Below are 18,501 nucleotides of genomic sequence, written 5' to 3'. Positions count from 1 at the left end.
GGAGACCCCCGCCGGCCCGGGAGGGGCGGCGGCGGGGACGGCCGGTCAGCCCGGGAGGGGCAGCGGGACGTCGCCGGACTGGGCGTGCGCCTCCAGGTTCGTCCGCACCAGCGACTCGACCCGCCCGGCCGCCATCGGACGCGCCACGAGGAAACCCTGGCCGCGCGGGCAGCCCATCTCGCGCAGCAGCTCCAGCTGCTCGGGCCGCTCGATGCCCTCCGCCACCACGGCCAGCCCGAGGTCGCTGCCGAGCCGCACGATCGTCCGGGTGAGCAGCGTCAGGGTCTCGTCCGACCCGAGCCCCGCCACGAAAGACGGGTCGATCTTGATGATGTCGACCGGGAGCTGCCCGAGGTAGGCGAGCGAGGCGTACCCGGTGCCGAAGTCGTCGATCGCGAGCCGCACCCCGAGGTCCCGCAGCTCCGACAGGCGTTCCACATTCTGGCCCGCGTCCTCGACGAGGACCTCCTCGCGCACCTCCAGCGTGAGGGCCTGCGGCGGCAGCCCGGTCTCCTCCAGCGCCGCCGCGACCGACTCCACGAACCGGGGCGCGGCGATCTGCCGGGCGGTGAAGTTCACCGACAGGCCGACGTCCCACGAGTCCCCGCGCCACCGGGCGACCTCGCGGCACGCCTCCCGCAGCACCCAGTCGCCGAGCGGGACCATCAGGCCGGACTCCTCCGCCGGGCCGATGAACTCCTCGGGCGGCACCGCCTCGCCCCCCCGCCACCAGCGCAGCAGCGCCTCCACGCCGGTCACCCGGGACGTCGCGAGGTCCACCACCGGCTGGAACTCGATCGCGAACTCCTCCTCGGCCAGCGCCTGCTGCAGGTCGCTGCCGAGCTCCAGCCGCCGGACGACGTCGGCGTGCATGTGCGGCGCGTACACCTCGACGCGCCCGCCGCCGAGCCCCTTCGCGCGGGCCATCGCCAGGTCGCCGTTGCGCAGCAGGTCCGCGGCGGTGCGGCGGAGCCGGCGTCCCGCCTCGGAGCCGTTGCCGCCGCCGGTGCCCGCGGGCTGCTCCTCGTCCCCGGCGAACGCTATGCCGACACTCGCCGTCAGCACGATGTGCTTGTTACCGACCTGATAAGGGTCGGCCGAAAGTTCCCGCAGGAGCCGTCCGGCAAGCTCCACTGTGGCGCGCGTCTCAGTGTCGTCCGGCGGCAGCTGGACCAGGACGGCGAACTCGTCGCCGCCCCAGCGGGCCACCGTGTCGTCCGACTGGACGTTGGCGCGCAGCCTCCGCGCGGCCTGCGCGAGCACCTGGTCACCGGCCGCGTGCCCCTCGGAGTCGTTCACCGCGGTGAAGCCGTCCAGGTCGACGAACACGACCGCGACCTCGCCGCCGGACTGCTGCCGCGACAGCACCTCCCGGGTGCGCTCCTCGAAGTAGGACCGGTTGGGCAGGCCCGTCAGGCCGTCGTGGAACGTCAGGTGCGCGACCTGGCGCTGCAGCGCCGCCTGCTCACTGAGGTCCCGCGTCGTGACGAGCAGCCGCGCGGGGGTGCCGTCGGAACCGCTGTAGCGCGAGATCGTCGACTCGGTCGGCAGCCACGTCCCGTCCGCCGCCCGGATCCGGCACGACACGCGCAGCGCCTCGTCGACCGCCTCGTCGTCCAGGACCTCCAGGAACACCTCCTGGACGCGGGGCAGGTCCTCCGGGTGGACGATCTCGTGCAGCGGGCGCCCGAGCAGCTCCTCGGGCTCGTAGTGGTAGGTCCGCAGGGCCCCGGCGCTGGCGTACTGGACGGTGGCGTCCAGGTCGCAGATGAGCACCGCGTCGTTGATGCTCTCCGACAGGGCCCGGAAGTGCTCCTCACCGGTGTCCACGGCCCGGCGCAGCTCGTCGTTCTCCCGCAGCAGGCCCGCCAGCCGCGCGATCAGCACCAGCGCCGCCGAGCCCGCCGCGATCGAGATGCCGGGTTCGAGGCCGTTCTGACCGGTGAGCGAGTGGCCCGCGATGAACAGGGCGGTCGCGGCGGCGATCGCGGCGGGCGCGATGCCCGGCCCGATCATCCGGCCCCACTCCTCGCCGGACCGGCCGGGCCAGTCCGGCTCGTCCACGTCTTCGGGTATGTCGTCGACGGGCGGCTCGGGCTCGGCGGCGGGGCCCGTCCACGGCACCAGCAGCAGGAGCAGCAGCCCGGCGAGGCGCAGGATGTCGGACGGGTCGTCGGACGGCCCGCCGCCGTCCAGCCGGACGAACGTCGTCACGATGTCGGCGACCGCGATGGCCGTCAGCGCGCCGTACCCCATCCAGGCGAGGCGGCGGTGCCCGCGCACGGCGCCGAGGACGAACGGCAGCGCGCCGCAGACGAACACGAGGCCGATCAGCGGGTACAGCAGCTCCAGCAGGAACTCCGTCGGCGACTCCCCCGACCGGTGGTAGAGCGTGCCGAACAGCGCGACCCAGCCGAGCACGAAGAGCGCGCAGGCGCAGACATAGGTGTCGGCCGCGTACCGCAGCCATGTCCCCGCGTCGCGGGGCAGCCTGATCGGCGCGACGAGCCCGACCACCAGCGCGACAAGGGCGAAAAGATAGAAGAGATCGGGTACCGACAGCGACAGGGCACTGCGGCCCTGCCCGTCGGACAGGGCGCCGCCCAGGGCGCCGAGGAACCAGGACGCGGCGGCGATCCCGTACCAGCGCCAGGAGGCGCGCCAGAGCCCGCCCGGGGCCGTGTCCGCCGGGCCGCCCGCCGGCCGCCGGGCCGACAGCAGCAGGGAGATCGCGGCGGCGCCCGCGGCGCCCGCCTCGGCCCAGGCGATGAACGCGTTCCCGCCCCAGCCGAGCAGCGAACCGGTGGCGTACAGCACGCCGGCGACCGCGGCCATGGCGACCGGCAGCGCACGCGGCGGAACCCGCCTGGCGTATTCGCCGCTCATCGCGCCGTGTCCCTTCCTGCCCCGGTGGAGCGTTCGGTCCCTGAGACGCTGCACCGCGCCAGGGGAGAATCCGGGTTCACGACCCTCGCCGCACGGATAACGGCCGGAAGGTCCTGAATCGTGCCCCGCGCAGGGGTCGGCGCGGGCCGGTGGCGAACACGTCGGCTTCGCCTGCCGGAGATCAGCGACGTCGCTGCACTACGGGATCACCGTGTCGCTCAATGTACGTTCGGTAGGTCACGGAGCGATTGAGGCTGAGCGTCCTCCCGGCGACAAACGACCTCGTCGAAGAACGATTTGGGACGTCCGAAAGCCGATCGTCCCCGATGCGGTGCGATGCCCGGCAACACGCTGAGTGACCATGTCGGAGGCAGGTATCGCACTGTGACGGGAATGACCCCGTGACGGCGGCGCCGAGGTTGGAACGGCGGGCCCCTCGGATCCGTACTACCTACGGGAGGCGCTAATGCGAAGGCACACGATCGTCCTGGTCTCGGCCGCGGTGGCCCTGGCCGCCTGCTCGTCCCCGTCCGGCGACGGGGACGGGAACGGCGGCGCGCACACACCGCCACCGCTGACGGCGAGCAGCCCGACAGGGACGGGCGGCGGTTCCGGCGAACCCGGCGAACCACGCGCCGTCGCCACCGACCTGGAGGTCCCGTGGGCGGTCACGTTCCTGCCGGGCGGCGACGCCCTCGTGACCGAACGCGACAGTGCGCGGCTCCTCCGCGTCACCCCGTCCGGCGACAAGACGACCGTCGCCACGGTCCCCGGCGTGGAGCCCGGCGGCGAAGGCGGCCTGATGGGCGTCGCGGCCTCCCCGAACTACGCCGGCGACAAGCTCATCTACCTGTACTTCACGGCGGCGTCCGACAACCGCGTCGTCCGCGCCACCTACGACGGCGGCGACCTCGGCGCCCTCGACCCCATCATCACCGGCATCCCGAAGGGGAGCAACCACAACGGCGGCCGCATCCAGTTCGGCCCGGACAAGATGCTCTACGTCGCGACCGGTGAGACCGGCGATACAGGCCTGTCCCAGGACAAGGACTCGCTCGGCGGGAAAATCCTCCGCGTCACCCCCGACGGGAGCCCGGCCCCGGGGAACCCCTTCGGCAACCGCCTCTGGACTTACGGCCACCGCAACGTCCAGGGACTCGCATGGGACGACGAGGGCCGCCTCTACGCCACCGAGTTCGGGCAGAACCGCTTCGACGAGATCAACCTCATCGAGAAGGGCGAGAACTACGGCTGGCCCGAAGTCGAGGGCACCGGCGACCGCGAGGAGTTCACCAATCCCCTCCTCACCTGGACGACCGACGAAGCGTCCCCGTCCGGCCTCGCCTACGCGGGCGGCTCCCTGTGGGCCGCCGCCCTCCGCGGCGGGCGCCTCTGGGAGGTCCCCCTCGACAACGGCAAGGCCGGCCGCCCCACGGCCCACTTCAACTCCGACTACGGCCGTCTCCGCGCCGTCGTCCAGGCCCCCGGCGGCTCCCTCTGGTTCACCACCAGCAACGAGGACGGCCGGGGCGACCCCGCCCCCGAGGACGACCGGATCCTCACCGTCCCCCTCCGCTGAGCCGGCGGTCCGCAGAAGGCGACGTGGCCGTCCACGGTGTGGCCGCCGTCCCGCGGGTGGGCCGCGGGACGGCGGGACGGGTGTCAGGAGGCGCCGAGCTTTTCCAGGATGAGTTCCCGGGCGCGGCCGGCGTCGGCCCGGCCGCGGGTGGCCTTCATGACCGCGCCGACGAGGGCGCCGGCGGCGGCGACCTTCCCCGCGCGGATCTTGTCGGCCACGTCGGCGTTGTCGGCGATGACCTGGTCGATCACGGAGGCGAGTTCACCCTCGTCGCTGACGACCTTGAGGCCCCGGGCGGCGACGACCTCGTCCGGGGTGCCCTCGCCCGCGAGGACGCCCTCGAACACCTTGCGGGCCAGCTTGTCGTTCAGCTCCCCCGCCGAGATCATCGCCTGGACGCGCGCGACCTGCTCGGGCGTGATGGGCAGGTCGGCCAGTTCGACGCCCTGCTCGGTGGCGCGGCGGGACAGCTCGTTCATCCACCACTTGCGGGCGGACGCGGCGTCGGAGCCGTGTCCGATCGTGGCCTCGATGAGGTCGACGGCGCCGGCGTTGACGACGTCGCGCAGCTCCAGGTCGGACAGGCTCCACTCCCGCTGGATGCGGCGGCGCCGCGCGGCCGGAAGCTCCGGCAGCGACGCGCGCACCTCCGCCACCCACTCCCGGGACGGCGCCATCGGCACCAGGTCGGGCTCGGGGAAGTAGCGGTAGTCCTGCGCCTCCTCCTTGCTGCGGCCGCTGGTGGTGCGGCCCGTGTCCTCGTGGAAGTGGCGGGTCTCCTGGACGATCCGCCCGCCGTCCGACAGCACGCCCGCCTGCCGTTCGATCTCCGACCGGACGGCCCGCTCCACCGAGCGCAGCGAGTTGACGTTCTTGGTCTCCGTGCGGGTGCCCCACTCGGTCGCGCCCCGCGGCATGAGCGAGACGTTGACGTCGCAGCGCATCGAACCCTGCTCCATGCGCACGTCCGACACGTCCAGCGACCGGACCAGCTCGCGCAGCTCCGTCGCGTAGGCGCGGGCCACGAGCGGCGCCTTGTCGCCGGTCGCGACGATCGGCCTGGTGACGATCTCGACCAGCGGGATCCCGGCCCGGTTGTAGTCGACCAGCGAGAACTCGGCGCCGTGGATGCGGCCGGTCGTGCCGCCGACGTGCAGCGACTTGCCGGTGTCCTCCTCCATGTGGACGCGCTCGATCTCGACCCGGTACGTCTCGCCCTCGACCTCGACGTCGAGGTGCCCGTCGACGCACAGCGGCTCGTCGTACTGGGAGATCTGGAAGTTCTTCGGCATGTCCGGATAGAAGTAGTTCTTCCGGGCGAACCTGCACCACTCGACGATGTCGCAGTTCAGCGCGAGCCCGATCTTGATGATGCCCTCGATCGCGGCGTGGTTGGTGACCGGCAGCGAACCGGGCAGCCCCAGGCACACCGGGCACACCTGGGTGTTCGGTTCGGCGCCGAACCCGGTCGGGCAGCCGCAGAACATCTTCGACGCGGTGCCCAGCTCGATGTGCGTCTCGATCCCGAGCACCGGCTCGAACTTGCCGAGCGCCTCGTCGTAGTCCATCAGCGTCGGAGTTGTCACTTCGCCTCCACCAGTTCCGGGGCCTTGCCCAGGAGGGGGCCGCCCCAGCGGTCTTCGAGGGCCCGCTCGACGGCGGCGCCGACGCGGTAGACGCGGTCGTCGCCGAGGACGGGGGCCATGATCTGCAGGCCGACCGGCAGGCCGTCCGCCAGCCCGCACGGCACCGAGATCGCGGCGTTGCCGGTGAGGTTGGCCGGGATCGTGCACAGGTCGGCCAGGTACATCGAGACCGGGTCGTCGGCGCGCTCGCCGATCGGGAACGCGGTCGTCGGGGTGGTCGGCGACACCAGCACGTCCACCTGCTCGAACGCGGCCTCGAAGTCGCGCTTGATCAGCGTCCGGACCTGCTGCGCCTTGCCGTAGTAGGCGTCGTAGTAGCCCGAGGACAGCGCGTACGTGCCGAGCATGACCCGCCGCTTCACCTCTGGGCCGAAGCCTTCGGCGCGGGTCAGCGCCATGACCTCCTCGGCGCTGCGGGTGCCGTCGTCGCCGACGCGCAGCCCGTAGCGCATCGCGTCGAAGCGGGCCAGGTTGGACGAGCACTCCGACGGCGCGATCAGGTAGTAGGCGGGCAGCGCGTACGTGAAGTGCGGGCACGAGACCTCGACGACCTTCGCGCCGAGGGACTCCAGCAGCTCGACCGTCTCGTTGAAGCGCTCCGAGACGCCCGGCTGGTAGCCCTCCCCGGCGAACTCCTTGACGACGCCGACGCGCAGCCCGTTGACGTCGGCGCGGCGCGCGGCCTCCGCGACCGGCGGGACGGCCTCCGACACCGACGTCGAGTCCATCGGGTCGTGGCCGCTGAACGCCTCCTGCAGCAGCGCCGCGTCCAGCACGTTGCGGGCGAACGGCCCCGGCGTGTCCAGGGACGACGCGAACGCGATCACCCCGTACCGGGACGAGCCGCCGTACGTGGGCTTCATGCCGACGATGCCGGTGACCGACGCGGGCTGCCGGATCGACCCGCCCGTGTCGGTCCCCGTCGACAGCGGCGCCTCGTACGAGGCCACCGCCGCGGACGAACCGCCCGAGGAACCACCCGGGATCCGCTCCAGAGCCCACGGGTTGCGCGAGGTGAAGTAGGCGCTGTTCTCCGTCGACGAGCCCATCGCGAACTCGTCCATGTTCGTCTTGCCCAGGATCACCAGCCCGGCCTCGCGCAGCCGCGCCGTCACGGTCGCGTCGTACGGCGGCCGCCACCCCTCAAGGATCTTGGACCCGGCGGTGGTGGGCATGTCCGTCGTGGCGAAGACGTCCTTGTGCGCGATGGGGACCCCGGCCAGCGGGCCGAGCCTCTCCCCCGCCGCACGCCGCTCGTCCACCTTCCGGGCCTGCGCCAGCGTCGCCTCACGGTCGACGTGCAGGAACGCCTTCACCTGACCGTCCACGGCGGCGATGCGGTCCAGGTGCGCCTCGGCGACCTCGACGGCGGTGACCTCACCGGCGGCGAGCAGCTCCCCGAGCTCCGCCGCGCCCTTCTTGACCAGCTCCATCACGCCTCCTCGTCCAGGATCCGGGGGACGCGGAAGCGCTGCCCCTCCGCCGCCGGGGCGCCCGCGAGGGCCTGCTCCGGCGTGAGGCACGGCCGCACCTCGTCGGCCCGGTAGACGTTGGTCAGCGGCAGCGCGTGCGAGGTCGGCGGGATGTCCTCCGCGGCGACCTCCTGCACCCGCGCGACCGCGGAGATGATCTGGTCGAGCTGGGCGGCGAGATGGTCGAGCTCATCGTCGCCGAGCGCCAGCCGGGACAGCCGGGCGAGATGCGAAACCTCGTCACGGGAGATGGCGGACATGTGAGAAACCGTTCCTGCGGATCGATGGGATTCGCCGCCCATCCTATGTTTATTGCAGTGCCCTTGGCGTCGGGCCCTGCAGGGCCCTCCTTCGGCGGGCACTGCGGTGCGATCGCTGCATCGCTCCGGCTCGCCTTGCGGCTCGCTGCGCGATCAGGTTTCTCGCAGGCTCGAAACCTGCCTTCGGACGCGATCGCGACGGTCGGGGTCGGTGCGTGGCCGAGGCAGTGGCCGGTGCGGTCTCGCATGGAGCGACGGCGTGGGGCCGATGGAGTCTCCGAGAATATGTGCAGTTTGTTTAGTTTGGCCTGGACGGGAACGCTTTCGTCGTCCACTCAGGGACGACGAGAGGAGACCGCCGTGACCATCGGCGGCAGCATCGCGCTGATCATCATCGGCGCGATCCTGGCCTACGCGGTCAGCTACGACTTCAGCGGCATCGACATCCGGCTGGTCGGCGTGATCCTGATGATCGGCGGCCTGATCGGCCTGGTCATCGGCATCGTCCGGATCGTCTCCGGCCGCCGCTCCGTCGAGCGCCGCCCTCCGCCCGCAGTTCGTGAAGAGCGCTACTACGAGGACGACTACCGCCGCCCGTACTGACCGCCCTCAATCCTGCCGCAAGCACTGCTGCGGCGGGGCGACGCCTGCCGCTGATCCGGGAACGGCACCGGCTCAGGCGGCGCCGGTTCGTCCCCTCAGAGTGCGCCCGCCCAACAGACAAGGGAACCCGTGCCGCGCAGCCGGAGCACTCAGAGATCGCCCGGCTGACCTGGCGCGTCACTTCCCCACCACCCCCAGCCGTCGCCCGTGCGTGACCGCACCAGCCACCGCCGCAACCACGCAGCAACCGGAACCGTCGCGATCGCGTCCGAAGGCAGGTTCAAGCGAAGCGAGAACCTGATCGCGCAGCGAGCCGCAAGGCGAGCCGAAGCGATGCAGCGATCGCACCGCATTTCCCGCCGAAGAAGGGCCTCCAAGGCCCGACGCCAAGGGAAAAGCAATCAACTACGCAGCGGGTTCGGGGGCGCGTTGCATGTGGCGGCGGAGCCAGTCGGTGGCGGTTTCGGCGTCCATGGGGCGGCCGAAGTGCCAGCCTTGGGCGGCGTCGCAGCCCATTTCGCGGAGTGCCTGGGCGGTGGCGGGGTCTTCGACGCCTTCGGCGACGGAGCGCAGGCCGAGGGTGCGGACGAGGTCGACGATGGAGCGGACGATGACGGCGTCGTCGGTGGATTCGAGGAGGCGTCCCACGAACGAGGCGTCGATCTTGATTTCTTCGACGGGGAGGCGTTTGAGGCGGACGAGGGAGGAGTAGCCGGTGCCGAAGTCGTCGAGGCTGAGCGGGATGCCGAGGTCGGCGAGGGCGCTGACGGTGTCGGAGGCGTAGGCGGGCTCGTTCATCAGGATCCGCTCGGTGATCTCGAGCTGGAGGGCGGCGGCGGGCAGGCCGCGGGCGAGCAGTCCCTCCTCGATCGTCTCGGTGAGGCCGGTGTCGAGGAGGTCGCGTCCGGAGGCGTTGACGGCGACCTGGACGGTGAGGTCTTCGCGCCACCAGGCGGCGGCCTGCGCGAGCGCGGCCTCGACGACGTGGTGGGTGATGGAGCGCATGAGGTACGTCTGCTCGGCGACGGACAGGAACGCCTCGGGTTCGAGGACGCCCTTGTCGGGGTGGCGCCAGCGCAGGAGGGCCTCCATGCCGACGAGCTGGCCGTCCCGCAGGGAGATCTTCGGCTGGTAGAACAGTTCCAGCTCGGAGCGGTCGATGGCGCGGCGCAGGTCGCCGAGCATGCTGAGGCGGGCCGGGGAGTTGCGGTCCTTGGCGGGCGAGTAGATCTCGACGCCGGTGCGGGCCTCCTTGGCGTTGTACATGGCGACGTCGGCGCGTTGGAGGAGCAGTTCGAAGTCGGGCGCGTGGTCGGGGAACAGCGCGATGCCGACGCTGGCCTCCAGGTCGAAGGACATGCCGTCGAGGCGGACGGGTTCGCTGAGGGCGGCGCGGAGCCGGGCGGCGACCTCGCGGGCGGCCGCCTCGTCGCGGACGGACGGCAGCAGCACCGCGAACTCGTCGCCGCCGAGCCGCGCGACGAGGTCGCCGGGGCGGACGCTGTGGGTGAGCCGGTGCGCGACGAGCTGGAGGAGGCGGTCGCCGGTGGGGTGCCCGAGGGTGTCGTTGACCTCTTTGAAGCGGTCGAGGTCGAGCAGGAACAGCCCGGCGCGGTGGCTCGGCGGGTCGGATCTGCGGCGGCGGGACCTGCCGCCGATCCCGGGGGTGCGGGGGCCGCGCTTCTCGGCGCCGCGGGCTTCGGTGAGGGCCTCTTCGGTCCGGACGATGAGGAGTTTGCGGTTCGGGAGGCCCGTGAGCCCGTCGTGGAGGGCCTGGTGTTCGCGCCGGACGGAGACGGAGGCGTTCAGGTACACGGCGATGAACGGCAGGACGATGAGGGGCACGAAGACGGCGGACCTGTCCATCGCCACGACCATCAGCGGGGCGAGGCCGAGCAGCGCCAGGTGGACGAGGACCTGGTAGCCGAGGTCGAAGCGGAGCGCCTTGACGAGCGAGACCCGTTCGTGGAGGGCGACGGCCGACCCGACGAGCGTGTCGTTGCAGATGAAGTAGACGGCGCCGGCGAGCGCTATCGCGGGCAGGTCGCCCCCGTCGGGGACCCACAGGTCGGTGGGGGTGGCGAGGTCGCCGAACACGGCGAGGACGAGCTGGGCGGCGGCGAGGCTGAGGGTGTACTGCGCGGCGTTGAAGGCGATGCGGTGGGGGCTGCGGCCGCGGAAGATCCCGCAGGTGATGACGGCGATGACCTGGAGGGCGGCGGCGATCGGCAGGCCGGCGTACAGCAGGGCGGCGAACGAGAAGGTGGTGGAGGTGGTGGCGCCGTTGTTCTCGGTGGAGCCCGGGGTGATGATCGGCCGCAGTTCGCCGAAGATGATGAAGCAGCCGAGGATCCAGAACACCGGCGTGCCGGCGAGCGCGTCCAGGTCGGCGCCGCTCAGCCCGGAGAACGCGGTGACGCAGGCGGCGATGCCGAGCAGGATGACGACGACGAAGTAGATCCACAACGGGGAGCCGCGGCGCGGTGCCGTGTTCCGCGTGTTGTTCGGGTCCTTCATCACATCCTCGGGGGGTTCGGGGGGCCGTCCCCCGGCACCGGGCGTCCCCGACCTCGGGGGACGCCCCCCGGGTGTTACGTCCGGAGATTCAGGTGTAGGTCGTGATGAGAGGGAGGGTACGGCCTTCGCTCAACTTCGCGAAACCGATTGCGTACGTTGCGTTATGCCCGTATCGCACCCGCCGCTCACCGTTGGGTAGTTGAAGTGTACCCCTGAGTAACGCAAACCTGGTCGAAGGCCCCCGAATACGCCGGGTTATTCCTCGGCGCTCACCGTCACGTCCTGCTGGCCGCATCCGGCCCTTCGGCCAGCAGGACGCGAAACCCTTCCTCTTCCAAGACCGGTACGCCAAGCTTGACAGCTTTGTCGTATTTGGACCCCGGGCTGTCACCCGCGACCACGAAGCCCGTCTTCTTCGACACCGACCCGGACACCTTGCCGCCGAGCCGCTGCACCGCCTCGGTCGCCGAATCGCGGCTGAACCCCTCCAGCGACCCGGTGATCACCACGGTGACGCCCTCCAGCGGACGCGGGCCCGCCGCGCCCTCGTCCTCCATCCGGACGCCCGCGGCCCGCCACTTCTCGACGATCTCGCGGTGCCAGCCGACCTCGAACCACGCCCTGATCGACGCCGCGATCGTCGGCCCGACGCCGTCGACGGCCGCCAGGTCCTCCTCCGAGGCGTTCGCGATCGCGTCCATCGAGCGCATCTCGCGGGCCAGGTCGCGCGCCGCCGACGGGCCCACATGCCGGATCGACAGCGCCACCAGCACCCGCCACAGCGGCTGCCTCTTGGCCTTCTCCAGCTCGTCGAAGAGGATCTCGACGGTCTTCTTCGGCTCGCCCTCCTTGTTGGCGAAGAACGACACGACCTTGGGCTCGCCGGTCTTCGGGTCGGTCTTGGACGTTCCCGTCCGCTGGTCGAGGACGAGGCTCCTGATCGGGAGGAGCTGGTCGACGGTCAGGTGGAACAGGTCGCCCTCGTTCTTCACCGGCGGCTCGGCCGGCTCCAGCGGCTGGGTGAGCGCCGTCGCCCCCACGTAGCCGAGCGCCTCGATGTCGAGCGCGTTGCGGCTCGCCACGAAGAACAGGCGCTCGCGCAGCTGCCCGGGGCAGTACCGCGCGTTGGGGCACCGGATGTCGGCGTCGCCCTCCTTCTCGTACGCCAGTCCGGTACCGCACTCGGGGCAGTGGGCCGGCATCTCGAACTCGCGCTCGGAGCCGTCCCGCAGGGCGGTCACCGGCGCGACGATCTCGGGGATCACGTCGCCGGCCTTGCGCAGGACGACCGTGTCGCCGATCAGCACGCCCTTGCGCCTCACCTCGCCCGCGTTGTGCAGCGTGGCCCGCTCGACGGTCGACCCGGCGACCTTGACCGGCTCCATCACGCCGTAGGGGGTGACGCGCCCGGTCCTGCCGACGCCGACCTTGATGTCGAGGAGCCTGGTGTTGACCTCCTCCGGCGGGTACTTCCACGCGATGGCCCAGCGCGGCGCCCGGCTCGTCGACCCGAGCCGCCGCTGCAGCGAGAACTGGTCGACCTTGACGACCACCCCGTCGATCTCATAGGCGGTGCCGTGCCGGTCCTCGCCGTACCCGGCGATGTACTCGCGGACGGCGTCCATCCCGCCGAGGACCCTGTAGCGGTCGCTGACGGGCAGCCCCCAGCCGCGCATCAGCTCGTACGCCCCGGACTGGCTCTCCGGCTGCGTCCCGCCGCGCCACGCGCCGTACCCGTGGACGAGCATGCCGAGCGGCCGCTGCGCCGTGACCCGCGGGTCCTTCTGCCGCAGCGACCCTGCCGCCGCGTTGCGCGGGTTGGCGAACGGGTCCTTGCCGGCCTCCACCTGCGCGGCGTTGACCTGCTCGAACCCCTCGACGGGGAGGAACACCTCGCCGCGGACCTCCAGCACGTCCGGCCAGCCCTCGCCCTCCAGCCGGTGCGGGACGTCGGCGATGGTGCGGACGTTGTTGGTGACGTCCTCGCCGGTGCGCCCGTCGCCGCGGGTGACCCCGCGCACCAGCCGCCCGTCCTCGTACGTCAGCGCGATGGCCAGCCCGTCGATCTTCAGCTCGCACAGGTAGCCGGCGACCTTGCCGACCTCCTTGACGACGCGCTCGTCCCACGCCACCAGCTCGTCGGCGCTCATCGCGTTGTCGAGGCTCTGCATCCGCTCAAGGTGCCGGACGGTCGCGAAGTCGGTGATGATCGGCGCGCCGACCCGCTGCGTCGGCGAGTCGGGCGTGACCAGCTCCGGATGCCGCTCCTCCAGCTCGTGCAGCTCCCGCATCCGCCGGTCGTACTCGGCGTCGGAGAGCGCCGGCTGGTCGAGGACGTAGTAGCGGTAGTTGGCTTCGTCGATCTCCCGGCTCAGCTCCAGATGCCGCTGCCGCACCTCGCCGGGAACGCCGTCGCTCATGGTCATGCCCCCATTGTCGCCGTCACGTCCGACAATACGAGCCCGCCGCGCCCGGGGTCAGTCCGCCGCCTCGTGCAGCATCCGGGCCGTGGCCCGGCAGCGCCGCAGGGCCGCGCGGACATGGCCCGGGGACGCGCCCGCCATCCCGCATCCCGGAGTGATCACGACCTGTTCCGCCAGCCGCGCGGGAGGGAATCCGAGGCGCCGCCACAGGTCCCGCACCGGCTCGGCGGTCGCCCGGAGGGCGGGCAGGACGGTGTCGGTGGCGGGCACCGCGCCGAGGAGCAGCCCGATCCCGGCGTCGATCGCCTCGCCGACGGCGTCGTCGTCGCGTTTCGGCATGAGGTTCAGATCGAACGAGATCGCCTTCGCGCCCCCGCCTCGAAGCAGGGCGTAGGGCACGTTCCGGGCACAGCAGTGGACGACGGGGTAGGCGGCGTCCCCCGCGCAGGCCGTCTCGATCACCCTCCTGAGCGTGTCCTCCGCGACGGGCTCCTCGATCGCCCGCAGCCGCGAGAACCCGCTGGCGGTCGGGACCGTCCCCGCGAGCGCGGCGGGCAGGCTCGGCTCGTCCACCTGGAGCACGATCCGCGCGGCGGGCAGCCGGCGCCGGACGTCCGCGACGTGCGCGGCGGCTCCCTCGGCGAGCGAGGCGGCCAGGTCGCGGACGGCGCCCGGGTCCTTGAGCGCCCGGTCGCCGTGCCGCAGCTCGATCGTGGCGGCCAGCGTCCACGGCCCGCACACCTGGATCTTGAACGGCCCGTCGTGGCCGCCCGCGACCTCCTCCAGGACGTCCAGGTCGCGGGCCAGGTGGTCGCGGGAGCGGGACGTGTCCCGTCCCGGGCGGTCGGAGATTCGCCAGCCGGACGGCTCCAGGCGCACCGCCATGTCGACCAGCAGCCCGGCCGTCCGTCCCGTCATGTCGGCGCCGGGACCGCGCGCGGGAAGCTCCGGCAGGTGCGGCAGCTCGGGCAGCTCACCGAGGACGACCCGCAGCGCCTCCGCCGGGTCGTCCCCCGGATACGACCCGACCCCGGTCGCCGTCCCCGTCTGCCACGGATAACTGATCGTCACAGACGAAACCCTATCGGCGCGGCGATCACACCAGCCCGCCGAGCCGGTCCAGGAGGCGGCGCGTGTCGTCCTCGGGCACGGTCTTCAGGCCGAACAGCACCTCGTCGACGCCGGCGGCCTCCAGTTCGGCGACGGCCTCCGCCTTCGGCGGCACCCCGAACACGCTCACGGGGACGCGGCGTCCGGCCCGCTCCCGCAGTTCGGCGATCTGCACCGCGAGCGGATCGGTGCCGCGCCCGTAGATCGGCATCCAGCCGTCGCCGAACTCGACGACCCGGTCGAACGTCGTCGGCCCGGACCCGCCGATCATGACGGGCGGGTGCGGGTCCTGGACGGGCTTCGGATAGAGGAACACCGGGTCGAAGTCGACGAACTCGCCGTGGAACTCCGCCTCGTCCTTCGTCCAGAGTTCCTTGACGGCCAGCACCCGCTCGCGCAGCAGCCGCATCCGGGTCGTCGGGTCGGTGCCGTGGTTGCGCATCTCCTCCCGGTTCCAGCCCGCGCCGACGCCGAGCACGGCCCGTCCGCCCGAGATCAGGTCGAGCGAGGCGACCTCCTTGGCCAGGACGATCGGGTCCCGCTGGACGATCAGCGCGATGCCCGTGCCGACGCGCAGCCGCTCGGTCGCGGTCGCCGCGGCGGTCAGCGCGACCAGCGGATCGAGCGTCCGGTAGTAGTGCCGGGGCAGCTCGGCCCCGCCGGGCCACGGCGACTCCCGCTTCACCGGGATGTGCGTGTGCTCGGCCAGGAACAGCGACGCGAACCCGCGCTCCTCCAGCGCCCGCCCCAGCTCGGCGGGCCCGATCCCGTCATCGGTCACGAACGTCGAAACACCAAATTCCACAGCACGCCTCCCACACATCGCCTACGCGACCATAAGCCACGCACGCCCGGCCTGCTTCCCGGGCATGGCGTCAAGCGGCGACGCGGGCGGTGTCCGCGATGGTGGCCGAGGCCAGGACGCGGTCGCCGTCGTACAGGACGGCCGCCTGGCCCGGTGCCACACCGCGGGCGGGACCGGCCAGGCGGATGCGCAGCTCATCGCCGTCGTGCTCGACCGTGCAGCCGTACACCTCGCCGTGCGCGCGGAGCTGCACGTCGCAGTCGAACGGGCCGCCCGGGGCCTCGCTCAGCCACACCGGGCGCTCGCCCCTGATCTCGTGGACGTCCAGCGACTCGCGCGGCCCCACGGTCACCGTGTTCGTCACCGGGGAGATGTCCAGGACGTAGCGGGGACGCCCGTCGGGCGCCGGGGTTCCGATGCGGAGGCCCTTGCGCTGCCCGATCGTGTAGCCGTAGGCGCCCTCGTGCTCGCCGACCTCGTTGCCGTCGGCGTCGACGATCGGGCCGGGCGCCGAGCCGAGCCGCTCGGCCAGGAAGCCCCGCGTGTCGCCGTCCGCGATGAAGCAGATGTCGTGGCTGTCGGGCTTGTCGGCCACCTGGAGGCCGCGCCGCTCCGCCTCCCGCCGGATGTCGGCCTTGGACGTGTCGCCCAGCGGGAACAGGGCGTGCGCGAGCTGCTCGGGTGTGCAGACGGCCAGCACGTACGACTGGTCCTTGCCTCCGTCGACGCCGCGCCGCAGGACGCCGCCGTCGAGCCGCGCGTAGTGGCCGGTGCAGACGGCGTCGAAGCCGAGCGCCATCGCGCGGTCCAGCAGCGCCGCGAACTTGATCTTCTCGTTGCAGCGCAGGCACGGGTTCGGGGTGCGGCCGGCCGCGTACTCGCTGACGAAGTCCTCCACGACGTCCTCGTGGAAGCGTTCGGCGAGGTCCCAGACGTAGAAGGGGATGCCGATCACGTCGGCGGCGCGGCGGGCGTCCCTGGAGTCCTCCAGGGTGCAGCAGCCGCGCGCCCCCGTGCGGTACGACTGGGGGTTGCTGGACAGGGCCATATGGACGCCGGTGACGTCGTGCCCGGCCTCTGCGGCGCGGGCGGCGGCCACGGCGGAGTCGACGCCGCCGGACATGGCGGCGAGTACGCGCAAAGTCATAGTCCTTCGAGGGTACGCGGCGTGGCCCGGTCTCCCGTCGTCATTTCCGCGTACGATTGGGGCCGCTATGGGAATCTTCCGTCGTCCGCGCGACGCGTCACCGGTGACGCCTCCCGCCATCAGCGAGTTCTGGGAGTGGTGGGCGCAGGCCCGCCCGACGATCGAGGCCTCGCTGGCCGCCGGGCCCGAGCAACCCGAGCCCGAGACGCCCGGGGAGGGCCTGTCCGCGGAGGCGATCGAGGAGCTGTCCCGCCGCGTCCACAAGATCCACGCCGGGTTGCAGTGGGAGATCGGCGGCGCCGACGACCGGACCCCGTCCCTCACCGTGACCGGCGGCGGCGAACCCGAGCTGCGCGGGCTGACCGAACGCTGGGCGCGCTCCGCGCCGTCCGGGTCGGCGGCCGCCGGCTGGACGTTCCACCCCGCGCGCCAGCCCGACCCGGAGATGCTCGCGCAGGACCTCATACTCGGCGACCACGAGTTCGACCTGGAGTACGTCCGGCTCGGCATGCGCGCCGACGCCGACCGGGCCCGGGTGCACATCGCCGCCTACCACCCCGACTTCCTGTTCGTGTCCGAGGAGCAGCAGCTTCAGGTGGCGCTGAACGTCCTGCACTGGGCCCTCGGGGAGGACGACGTCGCCCGCTGGATCGGCGAGGTCGCCATCGCCACGGAGGCGCCGATCGACTCGCTGCCGCCGTCGATGCTGTCCGCGGTCGTCGAGCAGATCGCCGAGCCGTTCGCCGAGCCCGCGTGGCTCACCGGCGAAGGCCGCACCCCCCGCGGCCATCCGGCCCGCCTCGGCGCCCGGTTCCCGCTGCACCGCCAGGACTACCCCCTCTGCGACCTGCACGTGGCGATCACCGTCCCGTACGCCAACAGCAACCCCGACCGCCTCCCCGTCGAGCCGTCGTCGGGCGCGCTGCGCGCCTTCGAGAAGAAGCTCACCAAGCTCGGCGACCGCGCCGTCCTCGCCGTCCGCGAGACCGGCGACGGCCTCCGCGTGTTCCACCTGTACGCCGACCCCGACTCCGGAGTGATCTCCGAACTCGACCAGCTCGCCGCCGGCTGGCCGGAGGGCAAGGCGAAGGTCGCCTCCACCAATGACCCCGGCTGGCGCGCCCTGTCCCCGTACCGGCCTTAACGCGAAGCGTCTCTACCCGCCGCGGCGCGAAGCATCGACCTTGCGCCAGCGGGCCTCGCAGAACGAATAGAGGCCGAAGGTCAGGACTCCCGCGGCCACGGCGACCAGGCCCCAGGCTCCGGCGGGTGTGCCGGCGAACTCGCGGAGGGTGCCGTCCAGCCCGTGGGCCTCCTTCGGCTGGAAGGTGATGGCGGCGTGGCCGAGGAACGCGCCGACCCCCGCGCCGATGAGGCCGCGGGCGGCGTTGCCGGCGATGCCGAAGGGCTGGACGAAGCGGCGAGCGGCCTCGCTCATCCGGCCGGTGTCGAGCTCGTCGAGGAAGGCCCGGCGGACGGCGTTCACGACCACCACGACACCCCACACGAGGAAGCCCGCCGCGACCGCCGCGACGAGCCAGCGGCCCCCGGGCTCGGCCATCGCGCGAGCGGTGAACGTCCTGGACCGCTGGTCGCTCGACGTGCCCTGGTGGCCGAGCAGGAACCCGAGGATCGCCGCGCAACCCGCCGCGTAGACGATGCCGCGGGCGGCCGAGGCCAGCCGCTCGGTGGGCGTGTCGCCGTCCGGTACGGGACGTCCGTACAGGGCCTCGGCGAGCTGCCAGAGGACGAGCGCGGCGAAACCGGCCGCCATCAGCCACAGGACGATCGTGCCGCCGGGCTTGCCCGCGACGATCTGGAGGGCGCCCTTCCGCTCGGCCTGCCCGCCGTCACCGAACCCGACCTGCAACGCCAGCCAGCCGACGAGCAGGTAGATGAGACCGCGGGCGACCAGGCCCACGCGGGACATGTGGTGGAACCACGGGTGTCCCGCGGCCTTCCGGCCCGCTTGTTTCGCTCCGCCGCCCGTCGTCATCGCATCGCCTTCCTGGAGGACGGCGACGCTGTCCCCGTTCAAGGGACGGTCAAACTC

Annotated in this window: 13 protein-coding genes; 3 read left to right on the top strand and 10 right to left on the bottom strand. The window is 72.3% G+C overall.

The genetic code is table 11. The features are described from left to right. Positions 1–45: 45 nt before the first annotated feature. Entirely contained in the window at positions 46–2,886 is a 2,841-nt protein-coding gene (locus tag ACTWPP_RS31605; protein WP_443108045.1) for a putative bifunctional diguanylate cyclase/phosphodiesterase, read from the bottom strand. 466 nt (positions 2,887–3,352) lie between these two features. On the opposite strand from ACTWPP_RS31605, the gene ACTWPP_RS31600 reads away from it, so the two are divergent. After that, a complete protein-coding gene (locus ACTWPP_RS31600; protein ID WP_443108044.1) occupies positions 3,353–4,465 on the top strand; it encodes a PQQ-dependent sugar dehydrogenase in 1,113 nt (370 codons plus the stop codon). An 83-nt stretch (positions 4,466–4,548) separates the two neighbouring features. Here ACTWPP_RS31600 and gatB read toward each other — a convergent pair whose 3' ends face one another. Genes gatB through gatC form a run of 3 tightly spaced genes read right to left on the bottom strand, consistent with a single transcriptional unit; the run spans position 4,549 to position 7,843 of the window. Then, complete coding sequence (gene gatB / locus ACTWPP_RS31595; protein WP_443108214.1) at positions 4,549–6,033, bottom strand: Asp-tRNA(Asn)/Glu-tRNA(Gln) amidotransferase subunit GatB; 1,485 nt, start codon at positions 6,031–6,033, stop codon at positions 4,549–4,551. Between the two features lie 14 nt (positions 6,034–6,047). After that, entirely contained in the window at positions 6,048–7,544 is a 1,497-nt protein-coding gene (gene gatA, locus ACTWPP_RS31590; protein ID WP_443108043.1) for an Asp-tRNA(Asn)/Glu-tRNA(Gln) amidotransferase subunit GatA, read from the bottom strand. Next, positions 7,544–7,843 (bottom strand): Asp-tRNA(Asn)/Glu-tRNA(Gln) amidotransferase subunit GatC, encoded by a 300-nt coding sequence (gatC, locus tag ACTWPP_RS31585; protein ID WP_443108042.1) that lies wholly within the window; start codon positions 7,841–7,843, stop codon positions 7,544–7,546. Before gatC ends, gatA begins: the two co-directional genes overlap by 1 nt. A 360-nt stretch (positions 7,844–8,203) precedes the next feature. Here gatC and ACTWPP_RS31580 point away from each other — a divergent pair, with 360 nt between their 5' ends. Beyond that, complete coding sequence (locus tag ACTWPP_RS31580) at positions 8,204–8,446, top strand: DUF6458 family protein (protein ID WP_443108041.1); 243 nt, start codon at positions 8,204–8,206, stop codon at positions 8,444–8,446. A 405-nt stretch (positions 8,447–8,851) separates the two neighbouring features. Here ACTWPP_RS31580 and ACTWPP_RS31575 read toward each other — a convergent pair whose 3' ends face one another. From ACTWPP_RS31575 to mnmA, 5 genes are all read right to left on the bottom strand, one after another. Next, on the bottom strand, positions 8,852–10,963 hold the full coding sequence (locus ACTWPP_RS31575) for a putative bifunctional diguanylate cyclase/phosphodiesterase (protein ID WP_443108040.1): 2,112 nt from the start codon (positions 10,961–10,963) through the stop codon (positions 8,852–8,854). Between the two features lie 275 nt (positions 10,964–11,238). After that, positions 11,239–13,389: an NAD-dependent DNA ligase LigA gene (gene ligA, locus ACTWPP_RS31570; RefSeq protein ID WP_443108039.1), complete on the bottom strand. Its 2,151-nt coding sequence runs from the start codon at positions 13,387–13,389 to the stop codon at positions 11,239–11,241. A 51-nt stretch (positions 13,390–13,440) separates the two neighbouring features. Continuing rightward, complete coding sequence (locus ACTWPP_RS31565; RefSeq protein WP_443108213.1) at positions 13,441–14,451, bottom strand: methionine synthase; 1,011 nt, start codon at positions 14,449–14,451, stop codon at positions 13,441–13,443. Positions 14,452–14,482: 31 nt separating this feature from the next. Beyond that, positions 14,483–15,277 carry an LLM class F420-dependent oxidoreductase gene (locus ACTWPP_RS31560; protein WP_443108038.1) on the bottom strand — a complete coding sequence of 265 codons (795 nt, stop codon included), beginning with the start codon at positions 15,275–15,277 and terminating at the stop codon, positions 14,483–14,485. Positions 15,278–15,371: 94 nt separating this feature from the next. Next, positions 15,372–16,448 (bottom strand): tRNA 2-thiouridine(34) synthase MnmA, encoded by a 1,077-nt coding sequence (gene mnmA, locus ACTWPP_RS31555; RefSeq protein ID WP_443108037.1) that lies wholly within the window; start codon positions 16,446–16,448, stop codon positions 15,372–15,374. A gap of 67 nt (positions 16,449–16,515) precedes the next feature. Between mnmA and ACTWPP_RS31550 the strand changes: the two genes are divergently transcribed. Continuing rightward, a complete protein-coding gene (locus ACTWPP_RS31550) occupies positions 16,516–17,592 on the top strand; it encodes a DUF695 domain-containing protein (protein ID WP_443108036.1) in 1,077 nt (358 codons plus the stop codon). Positions 17,593–17,604: 12 nt separating this feature from the next. Here ACTWPP_RS31550 and ACTWPP_RS31545 read toward each other — a convergent pair whose 3' ends face one another. Further along, on the bottom strand, positions 17,605–18,486 hold the full coding sequence (locus ACTWPP_RS31545; RefSeq protein ID WP_443108035.1) for a DUF1206 domain-containing protein: 882 nt from the start codon (positions 18,484–18,486) through the stop codon (positions 17,605–17,607). Between the last annotated feature and the right edge of the window lie 15 nt (positions 18,487–18,501).

The organism is Actinomadura sp. 3N407 (assembly GCF_052245875.1).
Lineage (GTDB): Bacteria > Actinomycetota > Actinomycetes > Streptosporangiales > Streptosporangiaceae > Spirillospora.
The sequence above is the reverse complement of the archived record's forward strand: the minus strand, read 5'-3'. Positions and strand labels throughout refer to the sequence as shown.